Origin of the sequence: Sulfitobacter sp. W074 (genome assembly GCF_025142275.1) — a bacterium.
GTDB classification, from domain to species: domain Bacteria; phylum Pseudomonadota; class Alphaproteobacteria; order Rhodobacterales; family Rhodobacteraceae; genus Sulfitobacter; species Sulfitobacter profundi.
In genome coordinates, this window is sequence record NZ_CP081130.1 from 1,864,099 (window position 1) to 1,888,512 (window position 24,414).

The window sequence follows — 24,414 nt, forward strand, 5'->3', positions numbered from 1 at the left end:
TCAGCCATCCTCCGCGTGCAAAAGCAGGCCTAACGCCAGAAAAATCGCGGCCACGGGCGGGGCCCAAGCGGCGAGTGTCACGGGGATCTGGCCGTTTTCGCCAAGGATCTGTGCGAAACTGCGAATGAAATACAAACCGAACCCCAGCAAAATCGAGGCCAGCACAGCAATGCCGGTCCCCCCAAAGCGGGTATGGCGCATGGTGAATGCGCTCGCAACCAGAACCATGGCGACCAGAAAGAAGGGCCGCGCCAGTTCGGCCTGCAACCAGACCTCATGCTGGCGCGTGCTGAAACCCGCCTGTTCCAACTGGCGGATGAACTCTGGCAACTCGTAGATGGACACGGCAGCCACCCGGCCAATGCTCTCGCGGATGCGCTCAACGGTCAGGGATGAGGGGATGGTCAGGGTCTCATGCTCTTCAGAGGCGCCTTCGGCGTTCACCCCGGCCTCCAGCGGCCAAATCTTGGCACCGGTCAATTCCCAGTCGCCACCGCTCAGCTGCGCGCTTTCGGCTTCGATCCGGCGGATCGGACCTTTCTCGGCGTCATAGCTGATGATCGTCACATTATAGAGAACGGAGGCATCGCTGTTGGTGCGCCACGCGCGAATGACCGATTGGCCTTCTTCCGTGCCCTGACGCAGCCAAAGCCCCTCGTCGCTCACCGACAGGGCCGAGCGACCGTTGGAGCGGTATTTCTGGGTCAGTTGCTCGGCCCGTTCACTGGTCGCGGCGACGATGGGGTTGAGAAAGGCCACCGCCAACGTGCCGATGATCAGCGCCACCACCACCGGTGCCACCAGCGCACGCAGGGCAGAGCGGCCTGCGGCACGGGTCACCACCAACTCCGAGGACCGCGCAAGACCGATGAAAAGCGCCACCGTGGCAAGGATCATGATCAGCGGCAGGATCATATTGATGGTCTGCGGCATGTGCAGCAGCGTCATCCCCAAGACCTGATCCCAGCCCACATCATCATCGGCAAAGCGCCGGGCCTGATCCACACCATCGACCAGCATCACCAAGGCGGCCAGCACGCCGGTGATGACGAGAAAGCTCATGAAAAAGCGGCGGGCGAAGTAGAGATGGAGGATCATGCGGCCGCCCCTTTGCCACGTAGCCGCCGCCTTATCCAGCGCGGATGTGCCGCCTGCCAAAGCATTACCAGCGTCAGCACGGCCCCGATAAGCGAGGGCAGGTAGGCCAGCGGCCAAAGGGCCGCGGTCTCACGGATTTGCACCACCATCGTGCCCCGCAGCCCGTCAATGGCGATGAGCAGGCCAAAGGCGATCACCGCCTCGCGCCAGACGCCAAAACGGGAAAAGCCGCCAAGGATCAAAGTGGCAAAACCGATCATCGCCGCGACGAGGCAAAACAGCGGTTGCGCAAAACGGCCATGCAGCTCTTCGGCGACGACGCCCGCTGTGGTGTCGGTTTGCGCCGCAACCTCGCCCCAATTCCAAAGCAGATCGGGCGTCACCATGGCGCTGACCGACGGGTCAATCGCATCGCCACTGCTCACCAAGGGAGAAATATCAAAGGAAAAGTCGCGGAATTTGGCCGTGGCCAAACGGTTGCGTTCGGTGTCCAGCCGCTGCGCCATACCGCTGAGCATGATCAGCGTCGTGCTATCGCCATTACGCGCCAGATAGGCTTCGGCGGCGGTATAGATCACCCCCTCATTGGCCTTGCGCCGATCCGACAGAAAAACATCACGCAGCACTCCATCGTTGTCGATGGCCCGAGTGTAGAAGGTCACATCGTCGGAAGGGTGTAGAAAAGTCCCCTCTGTCAGCAGTCGCGCGGTGAGATTGCGCGAGATCTCGGCCTCGCGCTGTTTCAACTGACCCTGCGCCATGGGCACCAGAAAATGGCTGAGCACCGTCATCATCACCGCCACACACAGCCCGAAGACAAAGACAGGCCAAGCCAGCCGCCATGGGCCCGAGCCTGCGGCCTGCAGCACGGTCAACTCAGATTCGCCCGACATGCGGTTGGTCACATAGACCGAAGCGGCAAAGGTCGCGATGGGCAGGACGGTGACGATGAGCTTGGGCAGGCCAAGGGCCGTGAACTCCAAAAACACCAGTGCAGATTGGCCATCGCCGATCAAACGGTCGAATAGGACCACCGCGCGGTTGATCCAGAACAGCGCCACCAGCACCAGAGCGAAAAAGCCGAACATAACCAGAAGTTGCGACAGCATGTAGCGGTCAATTCTTGCCACTCTGATCCCCCGAGATGCTCTGACGGCCTTTGTGCAGATCCTAAAGCAATTCGCGGGGCGGGAAAACTGCTATCTGGCCATGCGCGGCGCGTCGCGATAGGTCTGGGGCAAAATCAACCATGAGGCACGCCATGACCGATCTGACCCCCATCACTTTCGCCGAGACCGACATCGACCGTATCGCGGGGCATTCCGGTCGGGTCGCGGTGTTTCTTGAACCTGAGGGGCGGCTCGATGCCGGCGCGCGGCGGGTCAATCGGCTGACCAAAGGCGCCTTGCAGCGGCTGATGGAAGGTGAGCGTTTCGCAGCGCTGAAACCCGGTGACATGCTCAGCATGGGCTATCCCGCTGGCATGGCAGCAGAGGCGGTGGATGTGATCCACATGCCGCGCCGGGCCGATGTGATGACCGCGCGCAAAGCCGGGGCCGCGCTGGCCAAGCGCCGGGGCGACAGTGATCTTTTGCTGCTTACCGCCGCGACCCGCCGGGTGGCGGATGTGGCCTTTGGTTTGGCGATGCGGGACTATGGGTTCGAAGATCACAAATCCGCGCCCAAGCCGCGTAAAGGCAGTGTTGAGGTGATGTGCTCCAAACCCGAGGAGGCCCGCGAGGCCGCAGCGCCGTTGATGGCGGTGGCCGAGGGCGCTTTCATGACGCGCGATCTGACCAACGCGCCTGCCAACATCCTGACCACAACCAATTTTGCCGAACGTCTAGCGGAAATGGAGAGCTTGGGCCTTAAAGTTGAAGTGCTGGATGAGGAAGAGCTTGCAAGCCTTGGTATGCGCACGCTTTTGTCTGTGGGGCAGGGGTCTGACAGCCCTTCCAAAGTCGTCGTGATGCGGTGGGATGGCGGCACAGATGATGCGGCCCCGCTGGCGCTGGTTGGTAAGGGCGTTGTCTTTGACACCGGCGGCATCAGCCTCAAACCCGGCGCGGGCATGGAAGACATGACCATGGACATGGGCGGCGCAGGCGTTGTTTCGGGCGTGATGCGCACGCTGGCGCTGCGCAAGGCCAAGGCGAATGTTGTCGGACTGGTGGGCATTGTCGAGAATATGCCTTCGGGCAATGCGACCCGTCCGGGCGATGTGATCACAACCATGAAAGGCGACACGGTGGAGGTCATCAACACCGACGCCGAGGGGCGTTTGGTGCTCTGCGATGTGATGTGGTACGCACAGGACCGCTTCAAACCTGCCGCGATGATCGACCTGGCGACGCTGACGGGCGCGGTCATTATCGGACTGGGTCATGAAAACGCTGGCGTCTTTTCGAACGACGACGGGCTGTGCAACGATTTCCTGAAGGCCGCCGAGAGTGAAGGCGAGGGCGCATGGCGTCTGCCGCTGGGGCAAGGCTATGACGATCAGTTGAAAAGCCGGATCGCCGATATGAAAAACATCGGCGGGCGTCCGGCGGGGTCGATCACGGCGGCACAATTCCTTAAGCGCTTCGTCAAGGATGAGACACCTTGGATTCACCTCGACATCGCTGGGGTCGCCTCGCTGAAGTCCGAGAGCACATTGGCCCCCGCGGGCGCGACAGGCTGGGGCGTGGCGGCGCTGAACCGACTGGTCGCCGACCGTTTCGAGAAGGGCTGAGCCGGATATGGGGGCGGCTTACTTCTACCACCTGACCCAGCGACCTCTGGTCGAGACGCTGACGATGCTGCTGGAAAAGTCGCTCGCCAACGGGTGGCGCGTGGCCCTGCGCGGGACCGATCATGCGGGGCTGCAAGCGCTTGACCGGGCGCTTTGGACCTATTCGGACGACAGTTTTCTGCCCCATGGCATGGCGGGCGGGCCGCAGGATGCAGAGCAACCGGTGTTGCTGACCTTGGAGGATGGCACGCCCAATCGCGCGGACTGTTTGATGGCGGTGCATGGTGCCGATGTCACCGCCGAAGAGATCGCGTCGCTGCAACGGGTCTGCGTATTGTTCGACGGGCATGACCCCGTGGCGCTGGATCAAGCACGCGGCCTGTGGAAGCGGCTGAAATCCGAAGGCGCGTCGGCGCAATATTGGTCTGAGGAAAGTGGTCGCTGGGAAAAGAAGGCCGAGACCTAAAGGCCAGCGGAGCAGGGGCAGGGCCGCAAGGCCGCCGCCCCTGACTGCTGGTCAGGCCGCTTTGTCGAGGGCGGGTTTCGCGGCAGCCGTGGCTTTGCTTGCGGTGGCCTCTGGCGCATCCGGTTCGACCTTGCTGACGTAGGATTTGGCAGCTTCGACCGCGCTGTTGTTCACCGGTGCGATCGTATCCAGCAAGGCGCGGGTGCGCTGGCTGTCGACGCTGCGCTGTGCGGCCGCACGGGCAAAGGCTTCGTTATCCGCTGTCGTGGTTTTTGGGGCCGTCTCGGTCGGCTTTGCCTGTGCTACGGCTTGCACCGCTTCGGTCTTGGCCGGGGCTTGCACGGACTGAGGTTTGGACGCCTCTTGGGCTGCCGCGCTGTTTTGCGTGGTCTGCCCTTCGCTGGCGGGTTTTGCTTCTGCCTGCGGGGCTTCGTTCTTGGTTTTCTCAGGCTTTTCAGCCTTTTCCGCCTTGGCGGGTTTGTTGCTTTGTTGGTAGGTGGTTGACCCACCCATAATATTCGTCAGCATAGCAGCACGTTCTCCAAAATTGGGTACAGTTGTGCCTTACAGGTATCTGCCCAAAAGGGCGGAAACCTGTTCAATTCACGGCGAATGCGGCGTCATTTTGCGGCGAGTTTGATTCTTCTTTTCGCATTTCGGGCAAGGTTCTGCCCCAAATCACCGGCTCAAGCGCAGCTCACCGCCGCTGATCTCGATCCGGCCCCAGCGTTGCAGGTATCCCATCCCCAAAAGCGATTGGGACATGACCCCGTCATTCACCACCGCGGGAACATTGCGGTCAACCGCCTCGCCCACCACGACCTCGTCCAGCCGCACGAAAGCGGTGCGCGTCTCGCCATTGGCGGTGCCCGCGCGGCCAAGGTAATCAAGCCCCTCGGGGTCAATGCCAATCCGCGCGGCGTCGGATTTGGTCAAGACGATATCAGACGCGCCGGTGTCGACGACGAAACGCACCGAAGCACCGTTGATCTGGGCCGTCAGGTAGTAATGCCCATCGCGCCCGCGCGGCAGGACGATCTCACCCTCTTGGTTGACGGAGAGCTGTTGGCGGGCGGTGTCGCGGGTGATGTCTTGCCACAGGCCGACCCCGGCCGCCGCGCCGGTAAAGATCAGCCCCCAGACCGCCGCCTGTTGCAGCGTCTTGTTCATATTGGGCCGGCTTTGCAAAAAGAACCAGCCCGCCAGCATCGCCAGCAAAACGATGAGGTAGATCAGATGTGCTGTATCGATTTCGGCCATGAATGCGCCCCCTTACACCTCATATAGGAAGGGGCCGGGCAAATGTCAGCCGGGCGTCGGGCCGGGGCCAAAACCAAAGGCCGCCAGCCCGTCGAGCACGAATTGAACCGAGAGGGCCGCCAGCAACATGCCCAGCAGACGGGTGATGATGTTGATGCCGGTCTTGCCCATCGCCCGCTCTAGCGCGCCGCTGACCTGCATCGTCAACGCCATGACCACCAGCGTCAGCGCGGTGATCACGATGATGGTCAGCAGCCCTTCGCCGCCCGGTTTTTCACCCGTCAGCAGGATCACCGAGGCGATGGAGCCGGGGCCAGCGATCAGCGGAATGGCCATAGGGAAAACCGACGGATCGTCGTGGTCATCCTCATCCGCGCGGTCTTCGCGGCGTTTGGTGCGGCGGTCGAACAGCATGTCGAGCGCGGTGATGAACAAAAGAATGCCGCCCGCCACACGGAAGGCGGGCATCGAGATGCCGATAAAGCCCAGCACCGCCTCGCCAAAGGCGGCAAAGATCAACAGCACCAAGCCCGCCACACCCACCGCGCGCCATGCGATCAGGCGGCGTTGTGCATTGCTCATCCCACGGGTCAAGGCAAGGAAGACCGGCGCGATGGCGATGGGGTCGATCACCACGAACATCGTGACGAGGGCGGTGATCATATAGGCGGTGTCGAGGGTCATAGGTCTTCCTTGGCGCGGGGCTTCTTGCCAGAATGCACGAGGGCCGCCCCTTAGGCGACCCCCGCGATGTGATAAATTGGGCCTTGCTGGGTCAGGCTGTGGCTTTCTCCAGCTTTTCTTGCGCGCCGACCCAGAGGCTCTCCGCACGCTCCAGCGCTTCCATCACTTCAGCGTATTTCTTGTTCCAGACCTCAAGCTCGCCGGTCTTGGCATCTTCGTAGAGCGCCGGATCGGCCAGTTTCTTGGCCAGCTTGTCGCGCATCTCGTTGATTTTTTCCATGCGTGCTTCGGCCTTGCGGACTTCGCTGCGCAGGGCCAGCACCTCATCGCGGCTGGCGCGTTTGGGTTTGGGGGCTTCTTTGGGCTGTTTCGATGGGTTCTTGCTGACAGGCTTTTCGGGTGTCAGCAGCATCTTGCGATAGGCTTCGAGGTCTTCCTCATAGGGTTTGACCGTGCCGTTCGATACAAGCCAAAGCCGGTCGGCCACCAGCGACAATAGGTGCATGTCGTGGCTGACAAGGATCACCGCACCCGAGTAGCGCGTCAGCGCCTCGACCAGCGCCTCGCGGCTTTCGATGTCGAGGTGGTTGGTCGGCTCATCGAGGATCAGCAGATGCGGGGCGTGCAGCGTGGCCAGCAGCAGCGAAAGCCGCGCCTTCTGCCCGCCTGACAGTCGCCCCACCTCGGTCTCGGCCTGTTCCGGGCCAAGACCAAAGCCCGCCAATTGCGCGCGCAGTTTCGATTGCATCACACCAGGGCGGGCGGCGATCATATGTTGCAGCGGCGTCTCTTCGACGATCAGCTCATCCACTTGGTGCTGGGCAAAGAAGCCCACCCGCAGCTTGGAGGAGTTGACCTGCCGCCCGGCCATCAGCGGCAAACGGTCCGACAAAAGCTTGGCCAGCGTTGATTTGCCCTGACCGTTCTTGCCCAAGAGCGCGATACGGTCGTCTTGGTCGATGCGCAGGTTCAGACGGGTCAGCACCGGGTTGTCGTCGCTATAGCCGACCGAGCCGTTCTCGATATTGATAATCGGCGGCGAGAGTTCCTCGGGCTCAGGGAAGGTGAAGACCTTGCGCGCCACATCCTCGGGCGCGGTGATCATATCCATCTTCTCGATCATCTTCAGACGCGATTGCGCCTGTTTCGCCTTGGAGGCTTTGGCCTTGAAGCGATCCACGAAGCTTTGCATGTGATCGCGGCGGGCCTGTTGTTTCTTGGCCATCGCCGCCTGCAACGCGCGTTTCTCGGCGCGCTGGCGGGCGAATTGGTCATAGGGACCCTGATAATACGTCAGCTTGCGGTCTTCGAGGTGCAAGATACCGCCCACGGCGCGGTTCAACAGACCGCGGTCGTGGCTGATGATCAGCACCGTATGCGGGTACTTTGCCAGATAGCTTTCCAGCCACAGCGCACCTTCAAGGTCGAGGTAGTTGGTCGGCTCGTCGAGCAGCAGCAGGTCAGGCTGGGCAAAAAGTACGGCGGCCAGCGCCACGCGCATCCGCCAACCGCCGGAAAAGGCAGAGCAGGGCATCTGTTGTTCTTCGTCGTCAAAGCCCAGACCTTTGAGGATCGACGCGGCGCGGCCTTCGGCGGACCAAGCGTCGATATCGGCCAGACGGGTCTGGATGTCGGCGATGCGGGTCGGGTCTTCGGCGGTTTCGGCCTCTAGCATCAGCCGGGCACGCTCCACATCGGCAGCCAGCACCGTGTCGATCAACGAGGTCTCGGATGAGGGCACTTCCTGCGCCACGCCGCCGATCTTGGCGCGGGACGGCAGAGAGATGTCGCCACTGTCGAGCGACAGCTCGCCACGGATGATCTTGAACAGCGTGGTCTTGCCCGCGCCATTGCGCCCGACGATGCCCACCTTGTGGCCCTCGGGGATCACGGCGGAGGCTTCCTCAAACAGAGGGCGGCCTTCGACGGAGTAGTTGATTTCTGAAATGCGTAACATGCACGCCGTTTGGAGCAAGCCGGGCCGAAGGTCAATCACGGCTTTTCATGTGTTAGACCCCATGCTAGGGAGCGCGCAAATCAACACCCGCTATGGAGTACAGCCAATGGCCCTCGAACGCACTTTCTCGATCATCAAGCCCGACGCAACCCGCCGCAACCTGACCGGCGCCATCGTCAAGAAATTCGAAGACGCTGGCCTGCGCGTTGTCGCACAAAAGCGCATCCACCTGACAAAGGCGCAGGCGGGCGAGTTCTACAAGGTGCACGCTGAGCGTCCCTTCTACGACGAACTGTGCGAGTTCATGGCCTCCGCGCCGATCGTTGCTCAGGTTCTCGAAGGTGAAAACGCCATCGCGAAAAACCGCGAAGTCATGGGCGCCACCAACCCTGCGGACGCCGCCGAAGGCACCATCCGCGCAGAATTCGCTGAAAGCGTTGGCGAAAACTCCGTGCACGGTTCCGACGCACCGGAAACCGCAGCGGTTGAGATCGCCTACTTCTTCTCCGGTCTGGAACTGGTCGGCTAAGCCACCATTCTTCGGAAAACGATTGAAAGGGTCGCCTTCGGGCGGCCCTCTTGCGTTTAGGGATCAGTTATTGAGCGTGGGGTGATGCGAAGACATGCGCCCTTCGACGTTTTCCGTGGGCGGCGCTTTGGCGGCTTGGTCCTTCAGGTGACGTTCCAGCAGATCGACGTTGCGCAGTTTCGACTTCCAACCGATGTCAAAAAGGTCACCCACCAGCGGGACCGAACCGATAACGTAATCGATCCCGGTGTTCACCAACATCTTCGCCAGCATCCCCTTTGGCGCGCCCATCCGGTGTGATTCTTTCAGAATATAGGCCGAAGGGAGCAGGGCGAGCGTATCGCCCACCACGGGCACGAAACCCAAAATCGAATCCCATCCCATGCGCACACCGACAATCGGCACTTTGAAGGCGCTGTCCATGCTGACCGCCAGACGGCGCAGACGGGCGAGGTCGGCTTCGTGAGAGGGGGCGTGGGGTTCCATATCTGTCCTTGCGTGTTTCTCTAGGCTGCAAACGCGCGGTCAGGCTGCAAAGTTCCCCAAAGCACCGGCCCCATCCGGCGCGTCGCGGGGCCTGCTCAAAGGCTGGCGTAATCGGTAATCAACGGTGTGGGACGCTGCGGTGGCTGGGCCGAGGTGCCCTTGGGCGTCTGCTCGGGCTTCGGTTTTTGCGGTTGCGGCGTTCTGTCAAGTCGGGCCATCGGGTAGCTCCTTTGCTGCTCGCTGGGGTTTGATGTCTCTCACCCTCGCAACCAGCTTGGGCGCGGTTCAGGTCCATAAAGGGGCCGAATTGCGCCCAGATTGAGGCATTTGTTGCGATTTTGCGACGGAATCCGCGGTTTTCCCCTATGAGGTGAGGGCGAAATGCGCCTCTGCGTGCAAGACGCTCCGCGGGGCAACGCGGCCCCGGCCTGTCAAATCGACCAAATGCGCCAGCACGTTTCGCGTGGCAGCCCCCAAAAGCGCGGCGGGGGTCTCGGTATAGATCACGCGGGCGAGGTCCACAGCCGTGGCAGGCCCGGCGTTCAGCGCCTCAAGGATCGACGCCTCCCGCGCGCGGCGGTGCGCCACCAACCAGTCGAGCCGCGTGTTGGGATCGAGGACCGGCGCGCCGTGGCCGGGGTAGAACACACGCCACTGTCGGGCAGCCAGCTTTTCGCAAGAGGTCATGAAATCGGTCAGATCCCCATCGGGCGGCGAGACCAGCGAGGTGGCCCAGCCCATGATGTGATCCGCCGTGAGACAGGCGTCCCCCCAAGCGAGGCAGAGGTGATTGCCGATATGGCCCGGCGTGTGCAGCACCTCCAGCGCCCAGCTTTCCCCCTCCAGTACGTCACCGTCGGCCAAGGTATGATCGGGGATAAATTCGTGATCCACACCTTCACCACCGCCCATCAGCCCCGCCTCGGCCAATCCCTGCATTACTGGGGACCGGCCCGCCGTGGCGTTGCCAAAAGCCCAGACCTCGGCCCCGGTCCGCGCGGCCAAGGGACGCGCGAGGGGGGAATGGTCGAGATGCGTATGGGTCACAATGATATGGCTGATCCGCTGGCCCGGCTGGAGCGCGGCGAGGATCGCGTCAAGATGCGCGGGGCTGTCGGGGCCGGGGTCGATCACGGCAACCTCGGACTGGCCCAGAAGATAGGTATTTGTGCCGCGATAGGTCATCGGCGAGGGGTTGGGCGCCACGATACGGCGCAGCCCGGGCTCCAAGGTTTCGGCAAGGCCAATCTCGGGGTCGAAGTTGTCGGGCGGCAGCATGGTTTCACCTTTCGCTGGGGCAGGGGGCTGGCTAAGGTCTAGCCATGAATTTTGCCTGGCTCAAACGATATGTGCCGCGCGGCATCTACGGACGCGCCGCGCTGATCTTGCTGTTACCGGTGGTGTTTTTGCAGTTGGTCGTTGTGGTGATCTTTGCCCAGCGACATTTCGAAGGCGTCACCGGTCAGATGACCGACACGGTCCTGCGCGAGTTGGAACTGGTCATGCTGGCGGTCGGCACGGCACCCGATGCCCAATCGGTGCCCATGGCGGTAGAGGCGCGGGCGGGGCCGCTTGATTTCGTGGTGACCCGGGCCAATCGTCCGCTGCCAGTTCAAGACAGCTTGTTGTGGTATGACTATTCGGGCCGGGTGCTCATCCCACGGATGAGAAGCCGCATGGAGGGGATCAAGACATTTGACCTCAGCGATGATGATTTTGTCGTGCTCTACGTCGATAGCGTGCATGGCCCGCTGCGCATCCAGTTTGAACGGCGGCGGATCTCGGCCTCGAACCCGCACCAGCTTTTTGTCTATACGGTGTTCTTCGGGGTGCTCTTGAGCCTCATCGCCTCCATATATCTGCGCAACCAGCTGCGCCCTATCAAACGCTTGGCCCGCGCGGCCGAGGCTTTTGGCCGGGGGCGGCATGAACCCTATACCCCCACCGGCGCGGTCGAAGTCCGCGCGGCGGGCAATGCCTTCGTTGACATGCGCGCCCGGATTGAGCGGCAGATTGAGCAGCGGACCATGATGCTCTCGGGGGTAAGCCACGATCTGCGCACACCGCTGACCCGTATGCGCCTTGGCCTGTCGATGATCGATGAAGAGGATGCCACCCCGTTGCTGGCCGATGTGGATGACATGCAGCGGATGCTGGATGAGTTTCTCAACTTTGCCAAAGGCGCCGCCGAGGGCGATCCCGAGGAAGTGGCGCCGCACCGTTTCATCAGCGCCATTGTCGAAGACGCGCAGCGCACCGGGCGCAAGGTCACGCTGTTGCCGCCTGAAGGTGCGGGCGAGGGGATCGTGAAACTGCGCAAGGTGGCAATGCGCCGGGCGGTGGATAACCTGATCTCCAACGCCGTGCGCTATGGCTCGCAGGCCGAAGTCTCGGTCATGCTGAGCGACCGCACCCTGCGTATCCGTGTCGAAGACGACGGCCCCGGCATCCCGGAAGAGCGGCGCGACGAGGCAACGCGGCCGTTCTCGCGGCTTGATCCTGCGCGCAATCAAGACAAGGGCGGCGGCGTTGGGCTGGGCCTTGCCATCGCCTCCGACATTGCGCGCGCCCATGGCGGGGTGCTGCGGCTGGGGGAATCGGCGCGGCTTGGTGGGCTGCGTGCAGATATTGTCATCGCGCGGTGACCCGGCGGCAGGATTGTGCCGCGCGCGCGGCTTTGCCACAGTGAGCCGACCTTAGAACGGAGCGCAGCCATGACCCCCTACGACATGATCAAAGCCCATCTCGACACCGCCGTGCCTTTTGCCGCCCATGTCGGGGTGAAACTGCTCAAGATCGGCGACGGCACCGCCAGCGCCGAACTGGTGCAGCGGCATGAGACCTCTAACCACATCGGCACGCAGCACGCAGGGGCGATGTTCACGCTGGGCGAAGCCGCCTCGGGTGCTGCCATGGCCGGGGCGATTGCGCCGGTGATTATGGACATGCGCCCCGTCGCGGCCATGGGGCAAATCACCTTTAAAAAGATCGCCGAGGGTACGCTGACCGCCCATGCCGAAACCTCGCGCCCCGGGGCCGAGCTGCTGACCGCGCTGCAAGAAGACGGAAAAGTCGCCTTTGACGTGGCGGTCGACATCCAGAATGAGGCGAGTGAGACGGTCGTTGAGATGCAGGTGAACTGGCATGTCAGCGCCAAACGCTGAGGTTTGGGCGAAAAGCGGGGGCGGAATGGTAGGCCCGGCAGGACTTGAACCCGCAACCAAAGCGTTATGAGCGCTCTGCTCTAACCAATTGAGCTACAGGCCCGCCATGGGCGTTTGGGTATGACGCCGCAGCCCGAGCGTCAAGACATTAGCTGCACCAAATGATTGCAGTGACCCGCACAATACTCTAACTCCGCGCGCAAGGGAAAATGCGCGCCGGGGGCCATGACCATGACGAAATCCGACAACGGAATCACCTATGCCGAAGCAGGCGTGGATATTGACGCAGGCAACGCGCTTGTAGAGCGGATCAAGCCAGCGGCGAAATCCACCGCACGGCCGGGCGTTATGTCTGGCCTTGGCGGCTTTGGCGCGCTGTTTGACCTGAAAGGCGCAGGTTTCACCGACCCGGTGCTGGTTGCGGCGACGGATGGCGTTGGCACCAAGCTGCGCATCGCGATTGATACCGGCAACGTCGACAGCATCGGCATTGATCTGGTTGCCATGTGCGTCAACGATCTGGTTTGCCAAGGCGCCGAGCCGCTTTTCTTCCTCGACTATTTCGCGACCGGCAAGCTGGAACTCGACAGTGCCGCACGGATCATTGAAGGCATCGCCAAAGGCTGCGCCGATTCCGGCTGTGCTTTGATCGGGGGCGAGACCGCTGAAATGCCGGGTATGTATCACACGGGCGATTTCGACCTCGCCGGTTTTTCTGTCGGCGCGATGGAGCGCGGGACGGAACTGCCGCGCGATGTGAAAGAGGGCGACGTGCTCTTGGGCCTGCCCAGCGACGGGGTGCATTCCAACGGCTATAGCCTCGTGCGCAAAATCGTTGAGCGCAGCGGTCTGGGCTGGGGCGACGATTGCCCATGGGGCGAAGGTGATCTGGGCAGTGCGCTGCTCACACCGACCAAGCTTTACGTCAAGGGCGCCGTTGCGGCCCTGCGCGCCGATGCCGTGTCGGCGCTGGCGCATATCACGGGCGGTGGCCTCACTGAAAACCTGCCGCGCGTGTTGCCCGTGGGGCTGGCGGCCGAGATTGACCTGAACGCATGGGACCTGCCGCCGGTCTTCAAATGGCTGGCCGCCGAGGGGGGCATGGCCGAGGCCGAGATGCTCAAGACTTTCAACGCTGGCATTGGCATGGTTGCCGTCGTCTCTGCCGATAAGGTCGACGCGGCCAAGGCCGCTTTTGCCGAGGATGGCCACGCTGCCATCGAAATCGGGCGTATCACCACCGGCAATGGCGTCACCTATTCCGGCGCGCTGCTTTGACCAAGCGGGTTGCGATTTTCGTCTCGGGCGGCGGCTCTAACATGCGGGCGCTGGTCGAGGATATGACCGGCGACCATGCGGGCCGCCCCTGTTTGGTGCTGTCCAACAACCCGGACGCGGGCGGGATCGCTTGGGCGCAGGCGCAGGGGATCGCGACCGAAGTGGTCGATCACCGCCCCTACGGCAAAGACCGCCCCGCGTTTGAGGCGGCTTTGAGCGCCGCACTTGAGGCCCATGCGCCGGACATTATTTGCCTTGCCGGCTTTATGCGCAAACTGACCGAAGGCTTCACCGATGCTTGGGCCGGGCGGATGATCAATATCCACCCGTCGCTGCTGCCGAAATACCGCGGGCTGCACACCCATGCCCGCGCGCTTGAGGCGGGCGATACCGAACATGGCTGCACCGTGCATGAAGTCACTGCCGCTTTGGATGATGGTCCGATCCTTGGCCAAGCGCGCATTCCGGTTCTGTCGGGCGACACGGCAGAGACCTTGGCCCAGCGGGTGCTGGTGCAAGAACACCGCCTTTACCCCGCCGTGCTGCGCCGTTTCGCCGCCGGGGAACGCCAGCCGGTCATGCTCACGGGCTGACGCTGGTCAAAGCTTTCCGCGTGATGTACCTCTTGAGCAAAGCCCGATGACCGGGCGTGCAACTTGTCAAAGAGCATTTATGAAAACCATCACCACGACCGCCGACCTCGCGCAATTCTGTGAAGAAGCTGCGCGCCATGATTACGTGACCGTCGACACGGAATTCCTGCGTGAGCGGACCTATTATTCCAAGCTCTGCCTCGTCCAACTTGCCATGCCCGGAACCGACGACAGCAACGCCGTGCTGGTCGATCCCTTGGCCGACGGCATCTCGCTTGAGCCGCTTTACGATCTGTTCCGCGACACATCGGTGGTCAAAGTGTTCCACGCGGCACGACAGGATCTTGAGATCTTCTACGTCGACGCCAAAGTCTTTCCCGAACCGCTGTTCGACACGCAGGTGGCCGCGATGGTCTGCGGCTTTGGCGAACAGGTGGGCTATGAGACCTTGGTGCGCAAGATCGCGCATGAGTCGCTGGACAAGACCTCGCGCTTTACCGATTGGTCCCGCCGTCCGTTGACCGACGCACAGAAGACCTATGCGCTGGCCGATGTGACCCACCTGCGGCAGATTTACGAGTTTCTGGCGCGCAAGCTTGAACAGACCGGCCGCGCCCGTTGGGTGGCCGAGGAGCTTGAGACGCTGCTCAGCCCCGATACCTATGTGACCCAGCCGCAGGATGCGTGGAAGCGGGTCAAGACCCGGACCAATTCGCCCAAGTTTCTGGCGATCGTCCGCGAATTGGCCGCCTTTCGTGAGGATTACGCCCGCACCCGCAATATCCCGCGCAATCGCGTGTTCAAGGATGACGCACTGGTCGAATTGGCGAGCCTCAAACCCTCTAACGGCGAAGAGCTGAACCGCGCCCGTCTGCTGCTGCGCGAGGCCCGCAAGGGGGAAATCGCCGAGGGCATTTTGAAAGCCGTGGCCGCAGGCGTGGCTTGCAAAGCCGCCGACATGCCGCAACCCGACCGCAAGCGCGACAAGCTGCAGGTGAACCCGGCGCTGGCCGATCTGCTGCGGGTTTTGCTCAAGGCCAAGACCGAAAGCGCAGGCGTCGCGGCCAAGTTGATCGCCTCGGCCAGTGATCTGGATATGTTGTCGGCGGGAGAGCGCGACGTGCCGGCCCTGCGCGGCTGGCGGCATGAGGTCTTTGGCGCCGATGCGCTGCTGCTCTGCGAGGGCAAGATTGCTTTGGCCGCCGATGGGACGGATGTGAAAGCAGTCAAAGTCTGAACTGAAAAGAGCCGCCCGATTGGGGCGGCTCTTTCTTATGGTGCGTGGCTTGGCCGCTTAGCGGCGAGAGACCAGAGCATTCATCTGCCCTTCAACGCGAATCTCGCGCACCCCGGCCAGCATTTGATCTGTCAGACGACGGCCCGCGATGACCTCACGGGTGGGGCGGCTGCCTTGCGGTGTCGCCTTGTCGGGGCGCACCCCTTCCAGACGGTAAGTCAGAACACCGTCGACAGGCGTCTCATCAATCGTCGCAGGAGTTAGCTGCACCGCATAAGTGCCCTGCCGCGCGGCAAGGCCCGTGGCGCGTAGGATCGCACCGCCCGGGACCGGCTCGATCGTCAGGTCGGTGATCTGCTCGAAAGGGCGCCCCTCATAAGTGTCGACCTCAACCGCGCGCCGGGCGAACAGCCCGCTGCGCTGTGGAATCAACGGGTTGTTGCTCTCTTCCGGCGCGGACGGTGCCGAACGCGCGGGGCCGAACCAATTCAGCGGGTTGATGCGGCTGTCACGGACCGTGCCACAGGCGGATACCAAAAGGGTCGAGGCTAAAAGAGCGAGGAGTGTCTTGCGCATGGGATCCGCCGTTAAGTTAACTTGTCTTGTGCTACCCCATCACGCCAGCCATGGGAAGGGGGTGGACCTTTGCGCATCGGCATCCTACCTGTCAGGCAATGGAATTCACCCAAAGAGAGTGCACAGATGGCCACGCCTGCCTTTGAAGAACTGGTCGAGGATTTCGAGTTTCTGGACGATTGGGAAGACCGCTACCGCCATGTGATCGACCTTGGTAAAGCGATGGACCCGCTGCCCGAGCCGCTGCGCGTACCCGCGACCAAGGTCGACGGCTGCGCCTCTCAGGTCTGGCTTCATGCACAGTTTGACGGCGGCAAGCTGCATTTTGACGGCGCAAGCGACGCGATGATCGTCTCGGGGCTGATCGCGGTTTTGCGAAATCTTTACAACGGTTTGACGCCTGCCGAAGTGGGCGCTGTCGATGCCAAGGCGGAACTTGCGCGGCTGGGATTGAATGACCACCTCTCGGCGCAACGCTCCAACGGGTTGCGCGCGATGATTGAGCGCGTGCGCGAGACGGCCGCTCAGGAAGCCTGACGGTTAAAGATCGCGTAAAGCGGTCTGCAAATCCCCATAGCCCGTGAAGCGCCGCTCGAACGCAAGGCCGAGCCGCGCGGCGCAGCCTTGCGCCTTTTCGGTCAGCGCCGGGTCGTCCGTCTGCGCCTGATAGACCAGTTTCTCGTAATTGCCGAAATACATATCGCGCAGTTCCGGGTGCCGGTCGAGTCCCATAGGCTTGATGATGAAAGCCTCAAACTGCCGCACCAGAAAATCGGTGAGGTAGAAGGTGGTGATCTCATCTTCTGAGGTTTTGGCGAAACTCTCGTTGCCCTGAAAAAAGCTGTAACAATGTGGCCCTGCGACCATCTGCACGCCCATCTCTTCGCAGGCCCGCTCCAGCCCGCCGCCCGTCCCGCAATCGGCGTAGACGACAAAGAAATCGTCGTAGTCCGCGCGGTGTTTGGCGACCGTGTCGCGCACCGCTTGGGTGATCTTTTCCGGGTAGAGGTGGTATTTTGCAGGCAGGCAAGTCAGGTCCAGATGGGTCCAGCCGTTCGCGGCTTTCAGATCCAGTATCTCACGGGCCAGTGCACCGCAGGCGATCAGCAGAATGCGGCCCGCGCGGGTGGGCGCGAGCCCCTCTTGGGTGAGGGTCCGATCATCTGGCAGATTGCTGTCGCTCATGGCGTCACCATCGCATGTCATCGACACCAACGCAAAGCAGGACAGCAGTTCAGGCGTTGGCGGAGTTGTGTTTCCGGCCCATCCAGTCTTTGGCCGTTTCCACCGCCACGGCGGCATCGCGGCAATAGGCGTCAGCCCCGATGGCCTTGCCGAACTCTTCGTTCAGCGGCGCGCCACCGACCAGCACGATATAGTCATCGCGCTTGCCCTGTTCGATCAGCGTGTCGATCACGACTTTCATATAGGGCATTGTCGTGGTCAGCAGAGCGGACATGCCGAGGATGTCGGCCTGTTCCGTCTCAAGCGCTTCTAGATAGGCTTCGACCGCGTTGTTGATGCCCAGATCGACAACTTCGAAACCCGCGCCTTCCATCATCATGCCAACGAGGTTTTTGCCGATGTCGTGGATGTCGCCTTTGACCGTGCCAATCACCATTTTGCCCACCCGGGGCGCGCCGGTTTCGGCCAGCAGCGGCTTGAGGATGGCCATGCCGCCCTTCATCGCATTAGCGGCCAGCAGCACTTCGGGCACAAAGAGGATACCGTCGCGGAAATCCGCGCCCACGATGGTCATGCCGCCGACCAGCGCTTTGGTCAGAACCTCATAGGGTTCCCAACCGCGGTCGAGCAGGATCTGCACCCCTTCTTCGATCTCTTCCTTGAGACCGTCATAGAGGTCATCGAACATCTGCTGGACCAGTTCTTCGTCGTCCAACTCGGCCAGGATGATATCGTCTTCTTCTGACATGGTGTTTCCTTCTGCTGGGCGTGCAGGTGCATGACACTTGGGCCCTTGTCTCACGGAATGTTAGCGCCGGGGTCGCGGTTTGCGACATCGGCCGCGCCATGCGCGACGCCTTGGGAGCAAACTACTGCTTTTTGCGGTGTAAGGACAAGGGTTTGCGCAAGTTTACTTGCTGATGTTCGCATAATGTTCTAACCTTCTTTCATGGATAGGGAAGACCAGCGATTCCGCGTGCTTGGCCGCGCGGCAGGCAGCAATGATGCAGGCCGGTTTGAGCGTCATGCCCGCGTGGCGGAGGACGATGGCTGGGCACGGGAAGAGGTGCTTCCGGTGCTGCGTACCAACACCAGCATCGAGGTGCCGCGCCGGGTAATTACCTACAACCGCTCGCCGGATCTGCCCTTTGATCGGTCGATCAATCCTTATCGCGGCTGCGAACATGGCTGCGTTTACTGTTTCGCGCGGCCCAGCCATGCCTACCTCGGCCTGTCTCCGGGCTTGGATTTTGAGACGCAGCTGATCGCCCGGCCCGAAGCGCCGGGCGTTCTGGCGCGGGAACTGCGGTCGAAGCGTTATCAGGTCGCGCCCATCGCCATCGGCACTAACACCGATCCGTACCAGCCCATCGAAAAGACCCATGGCATCATGCGGGAGTGTCTTGAGGTGCTGTCTGAATTCAATCACCCGGTGGCAATTGTCACTAAGGGCAGCCTGATCGAACGCGACATCGACATTCTGGGCGATATGGCCGAGCGCGGATTGGCGGCGGTTGGCATTTCGGTGACTACGCTGGACGCAAAGCTCAGCCGTTTGATGGAACCGCGCGCGCCCGCACCGCAGCGGCGGCTGCAGGTGATCCGAAAGCTGTCGGAGGCTGGCATCCCGGTGCGGATCATGGCGTCCCCAATGGTTCCGGCGCTGACCGACCCGGAGTTGGAGGCGATCCTTGCCGCCGGACGTGACGCCGGGGCGCGGCACGCCAGTTGGATCATGCTGCGCCTACCGCGTGAGGTGTCGCCGCTGGTGCAAGAGTGGCTCGCCACCCATTATCCCGACCGGGCCGAGCGGATCATGGCGCGGCTGCGCGATATGCATGGGGGCAAGGAATACGATGCGGGCTGGCACAAACGCATGCGGGGCGAGGGGCCCTATGCGCAGATGGTGGCCCAGCGGTTTGATCTGGCAGTCAAACGTCTGGGGCTGACCCGCGCGGGCGTGCCGCTGCGCTGCGATCTGTTTCGACCGCCCTCCGAAAAGGGCGATCAATTGAGCTTGTTTTGAAGCTTAGCTCCGGCGGCGGCCACGGCGCGGCGCGCGCACTGGACCTTGCCCGTCGGTGCCGTCGCTTTCGGACGAGAAATCACCGATCTCTTCGCGGATTTGCTCCAACGTCGGGGCGGGACCTTTTTCCGTGCTATCGAGCGCTTCGCGCATCGCGACCAGATGCTCGGGCAGGGTGCCGCAGCAACCGCCGATGACGCTGGCCCCCGCGTCACGCGCCATGGTCGCATAGCGCGCCATCAACTCGGGCGTGCCGTCGTAATGGATGTGGCCTTCGACGTATTTCGGGATGCCCGCGTTGCCCTTGGAGATGATCGGCAGCGTGCCATTCTTGGCGGCGAAACCGAGTACCGTGCGCAGCAGGTCAGACGCGCCCGTGCCGCAGTTGGCACCATATGCGAGCGGTGTGTTGTCCAGCCCGTGCACCATATCGACCATCCCTTCGGAGGTCAGGCCCATCATCGTACGGCCCGCGGTGTCAAAGCTCATCGTGCCGCACCATGGCAGCCCCGCCAGCGCAAAGCCTTCGGCAGCGGCGCGGTATTCTTCGGGGGCGCTGATCGTTTCCAGCCAACCAATATCGGCACCACCAGCTTTGAGGCCGTCGGCAGTCTCATGGAACATCTCAACGGCGAGGGAGTGGGTCAGGGTGCCGACCGGCTCCATGATCTCACCCGTGGGGCCGACAGAGCCTGCGACGATGACTTTGCGCTCGGCGGTATCGGCCACTTCGCGTGCCAGTTCGGCAGAGACGCGGCTTAATTCATGCACCCGCTTTTCGGCGCCGTGCAGCTTGAGCCGCGAGGCATTGGCCCCAAAAGAGTTGGTCAGGAACAGATCACTGCCCGAATCCACCGCGAAACGGTAAAGCTTGATGATCTTCTTCGGCTCATCGGTGTTCCACATCTCAGGCGCGTCGCCCGACATCAGCCCCATGTTGAACAGATTGGTGCCCGTGGCCCCATCCGCGAGCAATGTGCCCTTTTCAGCCAAAAGATCGGTGAATGCGTTGCTCATGGGGGCTCCTGTAGGGTCTGGGAATTTCGCCTGATGTCATGATGCCTTCATGGGGGCAATCTCATAATATTCATCTTCATTATGAGGGCAGGCAGGGCGGGTCACCCCGGCGCGTGGCCGGGGTGGAATGCGTCAGCTGGTCTCGCTCAGCAGTTGCGCTTTGGCTTCGACCATTAGCGCCTGCATCTTGGCGCGGATCGTCGCCTCATCGGCGCGGCCGCCCAGATCGCCCGAGACTTTGCGGTAGACATCCTCGTCGCCCGCCTCTTCAAAGTCGGATTTCACCACCTCTTTGGCATAGTCGTCGGCGTCGCTGCCCGATTTGCCTAAAAGTTCAGCAGCCCAGAGGCCCAGAAGTTTGTTGCGGCGCGCTTCGGCGCGGAATTGCATGTCTGCATCATGGGCGAACTTGCTTTCAAAGGCATTTGCACGGTCGTCGAACTTGCTCATAGCGGGTCTCCGATTGCTGGTGTTACCCTATTCATATGCGGTCGCCCCCGCGTTCCCACAAGTGGCGCGTCAAAGGTGACGGGCCATGCTTGCAGCAGCGGGGTGGTTGCACTAAGAGAAGCGCAAGCGGCAGGGATGTTCCCGGCCCCCTGTTGGAAAGGATGCCCATGGCCCGGCGCAACAAGATCTACGAAGGCAAGGCAAAGATCCTCTATGAAGGTCCTGAGCCCGGCACCATCGTGCAATATTTCAAAGACGATGCGACGGCCTTTAACGCCGAGAAGAAAGCCACGATCGAGGGCAAGGGCGTGTTGAACAACCGCCTGTCCGAGTTCTTTATGACCGGGCTGAACAACATCGGCGTGCCGACGCATTTTATCAAACGCCTGAACATGCGCGAACAGCTCGTGCGGCAGGTTGAGATCATTCCGCTGGAAGTGATCGTGCGGAACTATGCGGCGGGCTCCATGTCCAAGCGTCTTGGCATCGAAGAGGGCACACAGCTGCCGCGCCCGATTGTCGAGTATTGCTACAAAGACGACGCGCTTGGTGATCCGCTGGTCACCGAAGAGCATATCGCCGCCTTTGGCTGGGCAACCCAGCAAGACATGGACGATATTCTGAGCCTCGCGCTGCGGGTCAACGACTTTATGTCGGGCGTCATGATGGCCGTCGGCATCAAGCTGGTGGACTTCAAGATTGAGATTGGCCGCGTTTACGATGGTGACTTCCAGCGTCTGATCGTCGCCGATGAGATCAGCCCCGACAGCTGCCGCCTGTGGGACATCGAGACGGGCCAGAAGCTCGACAAAGATGTGTTCCGCCGGGATCTGGGCTCGCTCACCGATGCCTATACCGAAGTGGCCAAACGTCTCGGCGTCATGCCCAAGAACAATGCGCCGGTCTCCAAGCCGACGTTGATCAACTAACGCGGCTTCGCCGTTCAATTTGCAGATGTTACAAAGGGGTGTCGCGCCATGAAAGCACGGGTGCATGTGATGCTGAAGAACGGGGTGCTCGACCCTCAGGGCGAAGCTGTCCGCCACGCGCTCGGAGCCTTGGGCTTTGACGGGGTGAACGGTGTGCGTCAGGGCAAGGTGATCGAGCTTGACCTCGCCGAGGGCACGACCGAGGCCGATGTGACCGCCATGTGCGAAAAGCTCTTGGCCAATACGGTGATCGAATCCTATTCGGTGGAGCTGGCCTGATGCACGCAGCGGTAGTTGTCTTCCCCGGGTCCAATTGCGACCGCGACCTTGCCGTGGCTTTCAAAGCCGCGGGCGCCAAGGTTTCCATGGTCTGGCACAAGGACAGCGAACTGCCGCAAGGCGTTGATATCGTAGGCATTCCCGGCGGGTTCTCCTATGGGGATTACCTGCGCTGCGGGGCCATTGCCGCGAATTCGCCGATCTGCCGCTCTGTGGCGGCTCATGCGCAGCGCGGCGGCTATGTGCTGGGCATTTGCAACGGTTTTCAGGTGCTGACCGAAACCGGCCTGCTGCCCGGCGCGCTGCTGCGCAATGCGGGGCTGAAGTACATCTGCAAGACTGTCGGCCTCAAGGTTGAGACCACGGCGAGCGATTATACCTCTGGCTACGACGCCGGTCAGGTCGTCAACATTCCAATCGCTCACCATGACGGCAACTATTTTGCCGATGATGAGACCATCGCGAAATTGCGCGGCGAAGATCGTGTGGCGTTCAGCTATGCCGAGAACCCGAATGGCGCGCGCGATGATATCGCGGGCATTCTTTCGGAAAACCGCCGCGTGTTGGGCATGATGCCGCACCCCGAGCGGGCAGCCGAAGCGGCCCATGGCAACATCGACGGGGCGGCGCTCTTCCGCGCATTGACCGGTGCTTTGCAAACCGCCTGACTTGAGTGCGGCCAGCGTAGCGCGTAGATTGCCGCGATGAGTGATGCATCCGGTTCCGAAGGCAATAGCATGGCCGTATCCTGGCGGGTGCGGTTCGCGATTGCGTCGCTGATGATCCTCGCCGTGGTGACGATCTCGATCACCAACAAGCTGCTGACCGACCGTTTTACCGAAAGCACCCGCAACCGCGCAGAACTGCGCATCGCGCTTTACAGCGGCAACCTGCTGGCTGAATTACGGCAAAACGCCATTGTGCCGCAGCTTTTGGCGCGCGACCCCACGTTGATCGGCGCGCTGCAATCGGCGGATTATTCGCTGTCGACACAGCGGCTTATCTCTTTCGTTGAGGAAATCGGCGCGGCATCCTTGATGCTATATGACATCGACGGGCGTACCGTGGCGGCGACAGACCGTAACCGCCTCGGCTCCGCCCATAAATCCGAGCCCTATTTCGTTGATGCCATCCGCTCAAATGCGACGATCTTTTCGACCATTGAGCGTGAGCAGGGCGGCTATCGCTTCCTCTATTCGCGGCGCATGCAGTCTGGCGGGACCACACTTGGGGTGATCGCCGTTGAGGTTGATCTGCAAAAGTTTGAACGGGCTTGGGCCGGGATCTCGGACGCGGTCATCGTGATGGACAGCACGGGCGAGATTATCCTCGCCACCGAGTCGCGTTGGCGCGGGCTGACAGAACCCGAAGCGCTGGCCAACCACACGCCCCAAAGCGCCATTGAACGCGCCATTCAAGCCACCACCGATTGGACCGCGCTGCCGCCCGATGCCTATCTGCAGGGCGAGGCGGTGATGCGGCTGGAAAACCGCATTCCGTTCCGCGGCTGGCGGATGAGCAGCTACACCACCTATGCCTCGGTTAGGGAAAAAGTGAACGGCGTGTTGGCGTTAGAGGTGATGGGTTTTGCGATTCTCTTGGCGCTGGCGTTCTATTTCCTGAGCCGCCGCACAGCGGGACGTTTGGCGATTTTTCAACGGGAATCGGCCAAGCTCAGGGCGCTGAACCTCGCACTCCAGCGTGAGATTGCGGAGCGAAAGAGGGTGCAACAGACCCTCGCCGTGGCCGAGCAAACCCTAGAACAGTCATCAAAACTTGCCGCATTGGGTGAAATGTCTGCCGCCGTCAGCCATGAGTTGAACCAACCGCTTGCGGCGATGAAAACCTATCTAGCGGGCGCGCGGCTTTTGCTGAACCGCAACCGGCAGGATGAGGCGCTGTCGTCCTTTGGGCGCATCGACGACCTGATCGAACGAATGGGCGCGATCACCCGGCAGCTTAAATCCTATGCCCGCAAGGGGCAGGAGGCCTTCTCTCCGGTTGATATGGGCGCGGCGCTGGCGTCTTCCCTGTCGATGATGGAGCCGCAGTTGCGCCAGCGACAGGTTCAGATCAGCCGCATCCTGCCCGATAATCCCGTCATGGTGATGGGAGACCGTATGCGGATCGAACAAGTTATGGTAAACCTGTTAAGAAACGCATTAGACGCAACAAAATCGGAACGAAACCCTCAGGTGGACATTATACTATCAGCGGGGGAGACGGCGACATTAACCGTGCGCGACAATGGCCCGGGGATTGAGGACTTGGACGCGCTGTTCGAACCTTTCTACACGACCAAACAGCCCGGCGATGGTGTTGGGCTGGGTCTTGCCATTTCATCGGGGATCGTCAACGACCTTGGGGGACGGCTTATGGCGCGCAACGGACAAAACGGTGGCGCTGTATTTGAGATGCAACTGCCTATATTGGCAGATGAAACGAAGATAGAAGCGGCGGAGTGAA

Annotated in this window: 28 protein-coding genes and 1 tRNA gene; 14 read left to right on the forward strand and 15 right to left on the reverse strand. The window is 61.7% G+C overall.

The genetic code is table 11. The annotated features are described in order from the left end of the window. Together lptG and lptF are read right to left on the reverse strand one after the other, a co-directional pair. Positions 1-1,098: an LPS export ABC transporter permease LptG gene (lptG, locus tag K3762_RS09170; RefSeq protein ID WP_132443436.1), complete on the reverse strand. Its 1,098-nt coding sequence runs from the start codon at positions 1,096-1,098 to the stop codon at positions 1-3. Then, complete coding sequence (gene lptF / locus K3762_RS09175) at positions 1,095-2,228, reverse strand: LPS export ABC transporter permease LptF (RefSeq protein WP_132443435.1); 1,134 nt, start codon at positions 2,226-2,228, stop codon at positions 1,095-1,097. Before lptF ends, lptG begins: the two co-directional genes overlap by 4 nt. A 131-nt stretch (positions 2,229-2,359) precedes the next feature. On the opposite strand from lptF, the gene K3762_RS09180 reads away from it, so the two are divergent. Next, entirely contained in the window at positions 2,360-3,832 is a 1,473-nt protein-coding gene (locus K3762_RS09180) for a leucyl aminopeptidase (protein ID WP_132443434.1), read from the forward strand. A 7-nt stretch (positions 3,833-3,839) separates the two neighbouring features. Then, positions 3,840-4,298: a DNA polymerase III subunit chi gene (locus tag K3762_RS09185; protein WP_120351029.1), complete on the forward strand. Its 459-nt coding sequence runs from the start codon at positions 3,840-3,842 to the stop codon at positions 4,296-4,298. 51 nt (positions 4,299-4,349) lie between these two features. On the opposite strand, the gene K3762_RS09190 is transcribed toward K3762_RS09185, so the two are convergent. The 4 genes from K3762_RS09190 to K3762_RS09205 all read right to left on the reverse strand — a co-directional run bounded on the left by K3762_RS09190 (position 4,350) and on the right by K3762_RS09205 (position 8,199). After that, positions 4,350-4,826 carry a hypothetical protein gene (locus tag K3762_RS09190; protein ID WP_132443433.1) on the reverse strand — a complete coding sequence of 159 codons (477 nt, stop codon included), beginning with the start codon at positions 4,824-4,826 and terminating at the stop codon, positions 4,350-4,352. A gap of 150 nt (positions 4,827-4,976) precedes the next feature. Next, positions 4,977-5,558: a TIGR02281 family clan AA aspartic protease gene (locus tag K3762_RS09195; RefSeq protein ID WP_132443432.1), complete on the reverse strand. Its 582-nt coding sequence runs from the start codon at positions 5,556-5,558 to the stop codon at positions 4,977-4,979. A 45-nt stretch (positions 5,559-5,603) separates the two neighbouring features. Next, positions 5,604-6,242: a MarC family protein gene (locus K3762_RS09200; RefSeq protein ID WP_067629053.1), complete on the reverse strand. Its 639-nt coding sequence runs from the start codon at positions 6,240-6,242 to the stop codon at positions 5,604-5,606. Between the two features lie 91 nt (positions 6,243-6,333). Further along, complete coding sequence (locus tag K3762_RS09205) at positions 6,334-8,199, reverse strand: ABC-F family ATP-binding cassette domain-containing protein (protein WP_067629091.1); 1,866 nt, start codon at positions 8,197-8,199, stop codon at positions 6,334-6,336. 106 nt (positions 8,200-8,305) lie between these two features. On the opposite strand from K3762_RS09205, the gene ndk reads away from it, so the two are divergent. Next, a complete protein-coding gene (gene ndk, locus K3762_RS09210) occupies positions 8,306-8,728 on the forward strand; it encodes a nucleoside-diphosphate kinase (protein WP_067266630.1) in 423 nt (140 codons plus the stop codon). 63 nt (positions 8,729-8,791) lie between these two features. Here ndk and K3762_RS09215 read toward each other — a convergent pair whose 3' ends face one another. The 3 genes from K3762_RS09215 to K3762_RS09225 form a co-directional block, all read right to left on the reverse strand. After that, positions 8,792-9,214 carry a DUF4112 domain-containing protein gene (locus tag K3762_RS09215; RefSeq protein ID WP_260009037.1) on the reverse strand — a complete coding sequence of 141 codons (423 nt, stop codon included), beginning with the start codon at positions 9,212-9,214 and terminating at the stop codon, positions 8,792-8,794. A gap of 95 nt (positions 9,215-9,309) precedes the next feature. Then, positions 9,310-9,432, reverse strand: a complete 123-nt coding sequence (locus K3762_RS09220; RefSeq protein WP_259980958.1) for a hypothetical protein — start codon at positions 9,430-9,432, stop codon at positions 9,310-9,312. A 145-nt stretch (positions 9,433-9,577) separates the two neighbouring features. Further along, a complete protein-coding gene (locus tag K3762_RS09225; protein ID WP_260009039.1) occupies positions 9,578-10,492 on the reverse strand; it encodes an MBL fold metallo-hydrolase in 915 nt (304 codons plus the stop codon). Positions 10,493-10,536: 44 nt separating this feature from the next. Here K3762_RS09225 and K3762_RS09230 point away from each other — a divergent pair, with 44 nt between their 5' ends. Both K3762_RS09230 and K3762_RS09235 read left to right on the forward strand, forming a co-directional pair. Next, a complete protein-coding gene (locus tag K3762_RS09230; RefSeq protein WP_132443430.1) occupies positions 10,537-11,859 on the forward strand; it encodes an ATP-binding protein in 1,323 nt (440 codons plus the stop codon). A gap of 69 nt (positions 11,860-11,928) precedes the next feature. Next, positions 11,929-12,378, forward strand: a complete 450-nt coding sequence (locus K3762_RS09235; protein ID WP_260009042.1) for a DUF4442 domain-containing protein — start codon at positions 11,929-11,931, stop codon at positions 12,376-12,378. Between the two features lie 26 nt (positions 12,379-12,404). Here K3762_RS09235 and K3762_RS09240 read toward each other — a convergent pair. After that, positions 12,405-12,481, reverse strand: a tRNA-Ile gene (locus K3762_RS09240). Between the two features lie 128 nt (positions 12,482-12,609). Between K3762_RS09240 and purM the strand changes: the two genes are divergently transcribed. The 3 genes from purM to rnd all read left to right on the forward strand — a co-directional run bounded on the left by purM (position 12,610) and on the right by rnd (position 15,486). Then, a complete protein-coding gene (gene purM, locus K3762_RS09245) occupies positions 12,610-13,656 on the forward strand; it encodes a phosphoribosylformylglycinamidine cyclo-ligase (RefSeq protein WP_260009046.1) in 1,047 nt (348 codons plus the stop codon). Beyond that, on the forward strand, positions 13,653-14,249 hold the full coding sequence (purN, locus tag K3762_RS09250; RefSeq protein ID WP_132443429.1) for a phosphoribosylglycinamide formyltransferase: 597 nt from the start codon (positions 13,653-13,655) through the stop codon (positions 14,247-14,249). Before purM ends, purN begins: the two co-directional genes overlap by 4 nt. A gap of 79 nt (positions 14,250-14,328) precedes the next feature. Beyond that, positions 14,329-15,486, forward strand: a complete 1,158-nt coding sequence (gene rnd / locus K3762_RS09255) for a ribonuclease D (RefSeq protein ID WP_120351035.1) — start codon at positions 14,329-14,331, stop codon at positions 15,484-15,486. A gap of 57 nt (positions 15,487-15,543) precedes the next feature. Here rnd and K3762_RS09260 read toward each other — a convergent pair whose 3' ends face one another. Beyond that, on the reverse strand, positions 15,544-16,062 hold the full coding sequence (locus K3762_RS09260; RefSeq protein WP_260009065.1) for a hypothetical protein: 519 nt from the start codon (positions 16,060-16,062) through the stop codon (positions 15,544-15,546). 126 nt (positions 16,063-16,188) lie between these two features. On the opposite strand from K3762_RS09260, the gene K3762_RS09265 reads away from it, so the two are divergent. After that, positions 16,189-16,599, forward strand: coding sequence for a SufE family protein (locus tag K3762_RS09265; protein ID WP_120351037.1), 411 nt, complete (start codon positions 16,189-16,191; stop codon positions 16,597-16,599). 3 nt (positions 16,600-16,602) lie between these two features. Here K3762_RS09265 and K3762_RS09270 read toward each other — a convergent pair whose 3' ends face one another. Both K3762_RS09270 and K3762_RS09275 read right to left on the reverse strand, forming a co-directional pair. After that, the gene (locus tag K3762_RS09270; protein WP_120351038.1) at positions 16,603-17,247 is read right to left on the reverse strand and encodes a DUF1638 domain-containing protein; all 645 of its coding nucleotides are present in this window, start codon (positions 17,245-17,247) and stop codon (positions 16,603-16,605) included. Between the two features lie 49 nt (positions 17,248-17,296). Then, positions 17,297-17,995 (reverse strand): B12-binding domain-containing protein, encoded by a 699-nt coding sequence (locus K3762_RS09275; protein WP_067629073.1) that lies wholly within the window; start codon positions 17,993-17,995, stop codon positions 17,297-17,299. A gap of 201 nt (positions 17,996-18,196) precedes the next feature. On the opposite strand from K3762_RS09275, the gene K3762_RS09280 reads away from it, so the two are divergent. Next, positions 18,197-19,273, forward strand: a complete 1,077-nt coding sequence (locus K3762_RS09280; protein WP_120351039.1) for a PA0069 family radical SAM protein — start codon at positions 18,197-18,199, stop codon at positions 19,271-19,273. Positions 19,274-19,276: 3 nt separating this feature from the next. On the opposite strand, the gene bmt is transcribed toward K3762_RS09280, so the two are convergent. Both bmt and K3762_RS09290 read right to left on the reverse strand, forming a co-directional pair. Continuing rightward, positions 19,277-20,290 (reverse strand): betaine--homocysteine S-methyltransferase, encoded by a 1,014-nt coding sequence (bmt, locus tag K3762_RS09285; protein ID WP_132443426.1) that lies wholly within the window; start codon positions 20,288-20,290, stop codon positions 19,277-19,279. 132 nt (positions 20,291-20,422) lie between these two features. Continuing rightward, positions 20,423-20,740, reverse strand: coding sequence for a DUF1476 domain-containing protein (locus K3762_RS09290; RefSeq protein WP_132443425.1), 318 nt, complete (start codon positions 20,738-20,740; stop codon positions 20,423-20,425). 167 nt (positions 20,741-20,907) lie between these two features. Here K3762_RS09290 and purC point away from each other — a divergent pair, with 167 nt between their 5' ends. From purC to K3762_RS09310, 4 genes are all read left to right on the forward strand, one after another. After that, complete coding sequence (gene purC, locus K3762_RS09295; RefSeq protein ID WP_067629081.1) at positions 20,908-21,669, forward strand: phosphoribosylaminoimidazolesuccinocarboxamide synthase; 762 nt, start codon at positions 20,908-20,910, stop codon at positions 21,667-21,669. A gap of 48 nt (positions 21,670-21,717) precedes the next feature. Continuing rightward, complete coding sequence (gene purS, locus K3762_RS09300; RefSeq protein WP_067629083.1) at positions 21,718-21,948, forward strand: phosphoribosylformylglycinamidine synthase subunit PurS; 231 nt, start codon at positions 21,718-21,720, stop codon at positions 21,946-21,948. Next, the gene (gene purQ, locus K3762_RS09305; protein WP_132443424.1) at positions 21,948-22,616 is read left to right on the forward strand and encodes a phosphoribosylformylglycinamidine synthase subunit PurQ; all 669 of its coding nucleotides are present in this window, start codon (positions 21,948-21,950) and stop codon (positions 22,614-22,616) included. Before purS ends, purQ begins: the two co-directional genes overlap by 1 nt. A 69-nt stretch (positions 22,617-22,685) precedes the next feature. Further along, on the forward strand, positions 22,686-24,413 hold the full coding sequence (locus K3762_RS09310) for an ATP-binding protein (RefSeq protein ID WP_201721952.1): 1,728 nt from the start codon (positions 22,686-22,688) through the stop codon (positions 24,411-24,413). The last annotated feature ends 1 nt before the right edge of the window (position 24,414 follow it).

Bases quoted from the DNA above. Each gene is read 5' to 3' on its own strand.
- lptG (WP_132443436.1), bottom strand. From the start codon at position 1,098: ATGATCCTCCATCTCTACTTCGCCCGCCGCTTTTTCATGAGCTTTCTC.
- K3762_RS09180 (WP_132443434.1), top strand. From the start codon at position 2,360: ATGACCGATCTGACCCCCATCACTTTCGCCGAGACCGACATCGACCGT.
- K3762_RS09185 (WP_120351029.1), top strand. From the start codon at position 3,840: ATGGGGGCGGCTTACTTCTACCACCTGACCCAGCGACCTCTGGTCGAG.
- K3762_RS09190 (WP_132443433.1), bottom strand. From the start codon at position 4,826: ATGCTGACGAATATTATGGGTGGGTCAACCACCTACCAACAAAGCAAC.
- K3762_RS09195 (WP_132443432.1), bottom strand. From the start codon at position 5,558: ATGGCCGAAATCGATACAGCACATCTGATCTACCTCATCGTTTTGCTG.
- K3762_RS09200 (WP_067629053.1), bottom strand. From the start codon at position 6,242: ATGACCCTCGACACCGCCTATATGATCACCGCCCTCGTCACGATGTTC.
- K3762_RS09205 (WP_067629091.1), bottom strand. From the start codon at position 8,199: ATGTTACGCATTTCAGAAATCAACTACTCCGTCGAAGGCCGCCCTCTG.
- ndk (WP_067266630.1), top strand. From the start codon at position 8,306: ATGGCCCTCGAACGCACTTTCTCGATCATCAAGCCCGACGCAACCCGC.
- K3762_RS09215 (WP_260009037.1), bottom strand. From the start codon at position 9,214: ATGGAACCCCACGCCCCCTCTCACGAAGCCGACCTCGCCCGTCTGCGC.
- K3762_RS09220 (WP_259980958.1), bottom strand. From the start codon at position 9,432: ATGGCCCGACTTGACAGAACGCCGCAACCGCAAAAACCGAAGCCCGAG.
- K3762_RS09225 (WP_260009039.1), bottom strand. From the start codon at position 10,492: ATGCTGCCGCCCGACAACTTCGACCCCGAGATTGGCCTTGCCGAAACC.
- K3762_RS09230 (WP_132443430.1), top strand. From the start codon at position 10,537: ATGAATTTTGCCTGGCTCAAACGATATGTGCCGCGCGGCATCTACGGA.
- K3762_RS09235 (WP_260009042.1), top strand. From the start codon at position 11,929: ATGACCCCCTACGACATGATCAAAGCCCATCTCGACACCGCCGTGCCT.
- purM (WP_260009046.1), top strand. From the start codon at position 12,610: ATGACGAAATCCGACAACGGAATCACCTATGCCGAAGCAGGCGTGGAT.
- rnd (WP_120351035.1), top strand. From the start codon at position 14,329: ATGAAAACCATCACCACGACCGCCGACCTCGCGCAATTCTGTGAAGAA.
- K3762_RS09260 (WP_260009065.1), bottom strand. From the start codon at position 16,062: ATGCGCAAGACACTCCTCGCTCTTTTAGCCTCGACCCTTTTGGTATCC.
- K3762_RS09265 (WP_120351037.1), top strand. From the start codon at position 16,189: ATGGCCACGCCTGCCTTTGAAGAACTGGTCGAGGATTTCGAGTTTCTG.
- K3762_RS09270 (WP_120351038.1), bottom strand. From the start codon at position 17,247: ATGAGCGACAGCAATCTGCCAGATGATCGGACCCTCACCCAAGAGGGG.
- K3762_RS09275 (WP_067629073.1), bottom strand. From the start codon at position 17,995: ATGTCAGAAGAAGACGATATCATCCTGGCCGAGTTGGACGACGAAGAA.
- K3762_RS09280 (WP_120351039.1), top strand. From the start codon at position 18,197: ATGGATAGGGAAGACCAGCGATTCCGCGTGCTTGGCCGCGCGGCAGGC.
- bmt (WP_132443426.1), bottom strand. From the start codon at position 20,290: ATGAGCAACGCATTCACCGATCTTTTGGCTGAAAAGGGCACATTGCTC.
- K3762_RS09290 (WP_132443425.1), bottom strand. From the start codon at position 20,740: ATGAGCAAGTTCGACGACCGTGCAAATGCCTTTGAAAGCAAGTTCGCC.
- purC (WP_067629081.1), top strand. From the start codon at position 20,908: ATGGCCCGGCGCAACAAGATCTACGAAGGCAAGGCAAAGATCCTCTAT.
- purS (WP_067629083.1), top strand. From the start codon at position 21,718: ATGAAAGCACGGGTGCATGTGATGCTGAAGAACGGGGTGCTCGACCCT.
- purQ (WP_132443424.1), top strand. From the start codon at position 21,948: ATGCACGCAGCGGTAGTTGTCTTCCCCGGGTCCAATTGCGACCGCGAC.
- K3762_RS09310 (WP_201721952.1), top strand. From the start codon at position 22,686: ATGGCCGTATCCTGGCGGGTGCGGTTCGCGATTGCGTCGCTGATGATC.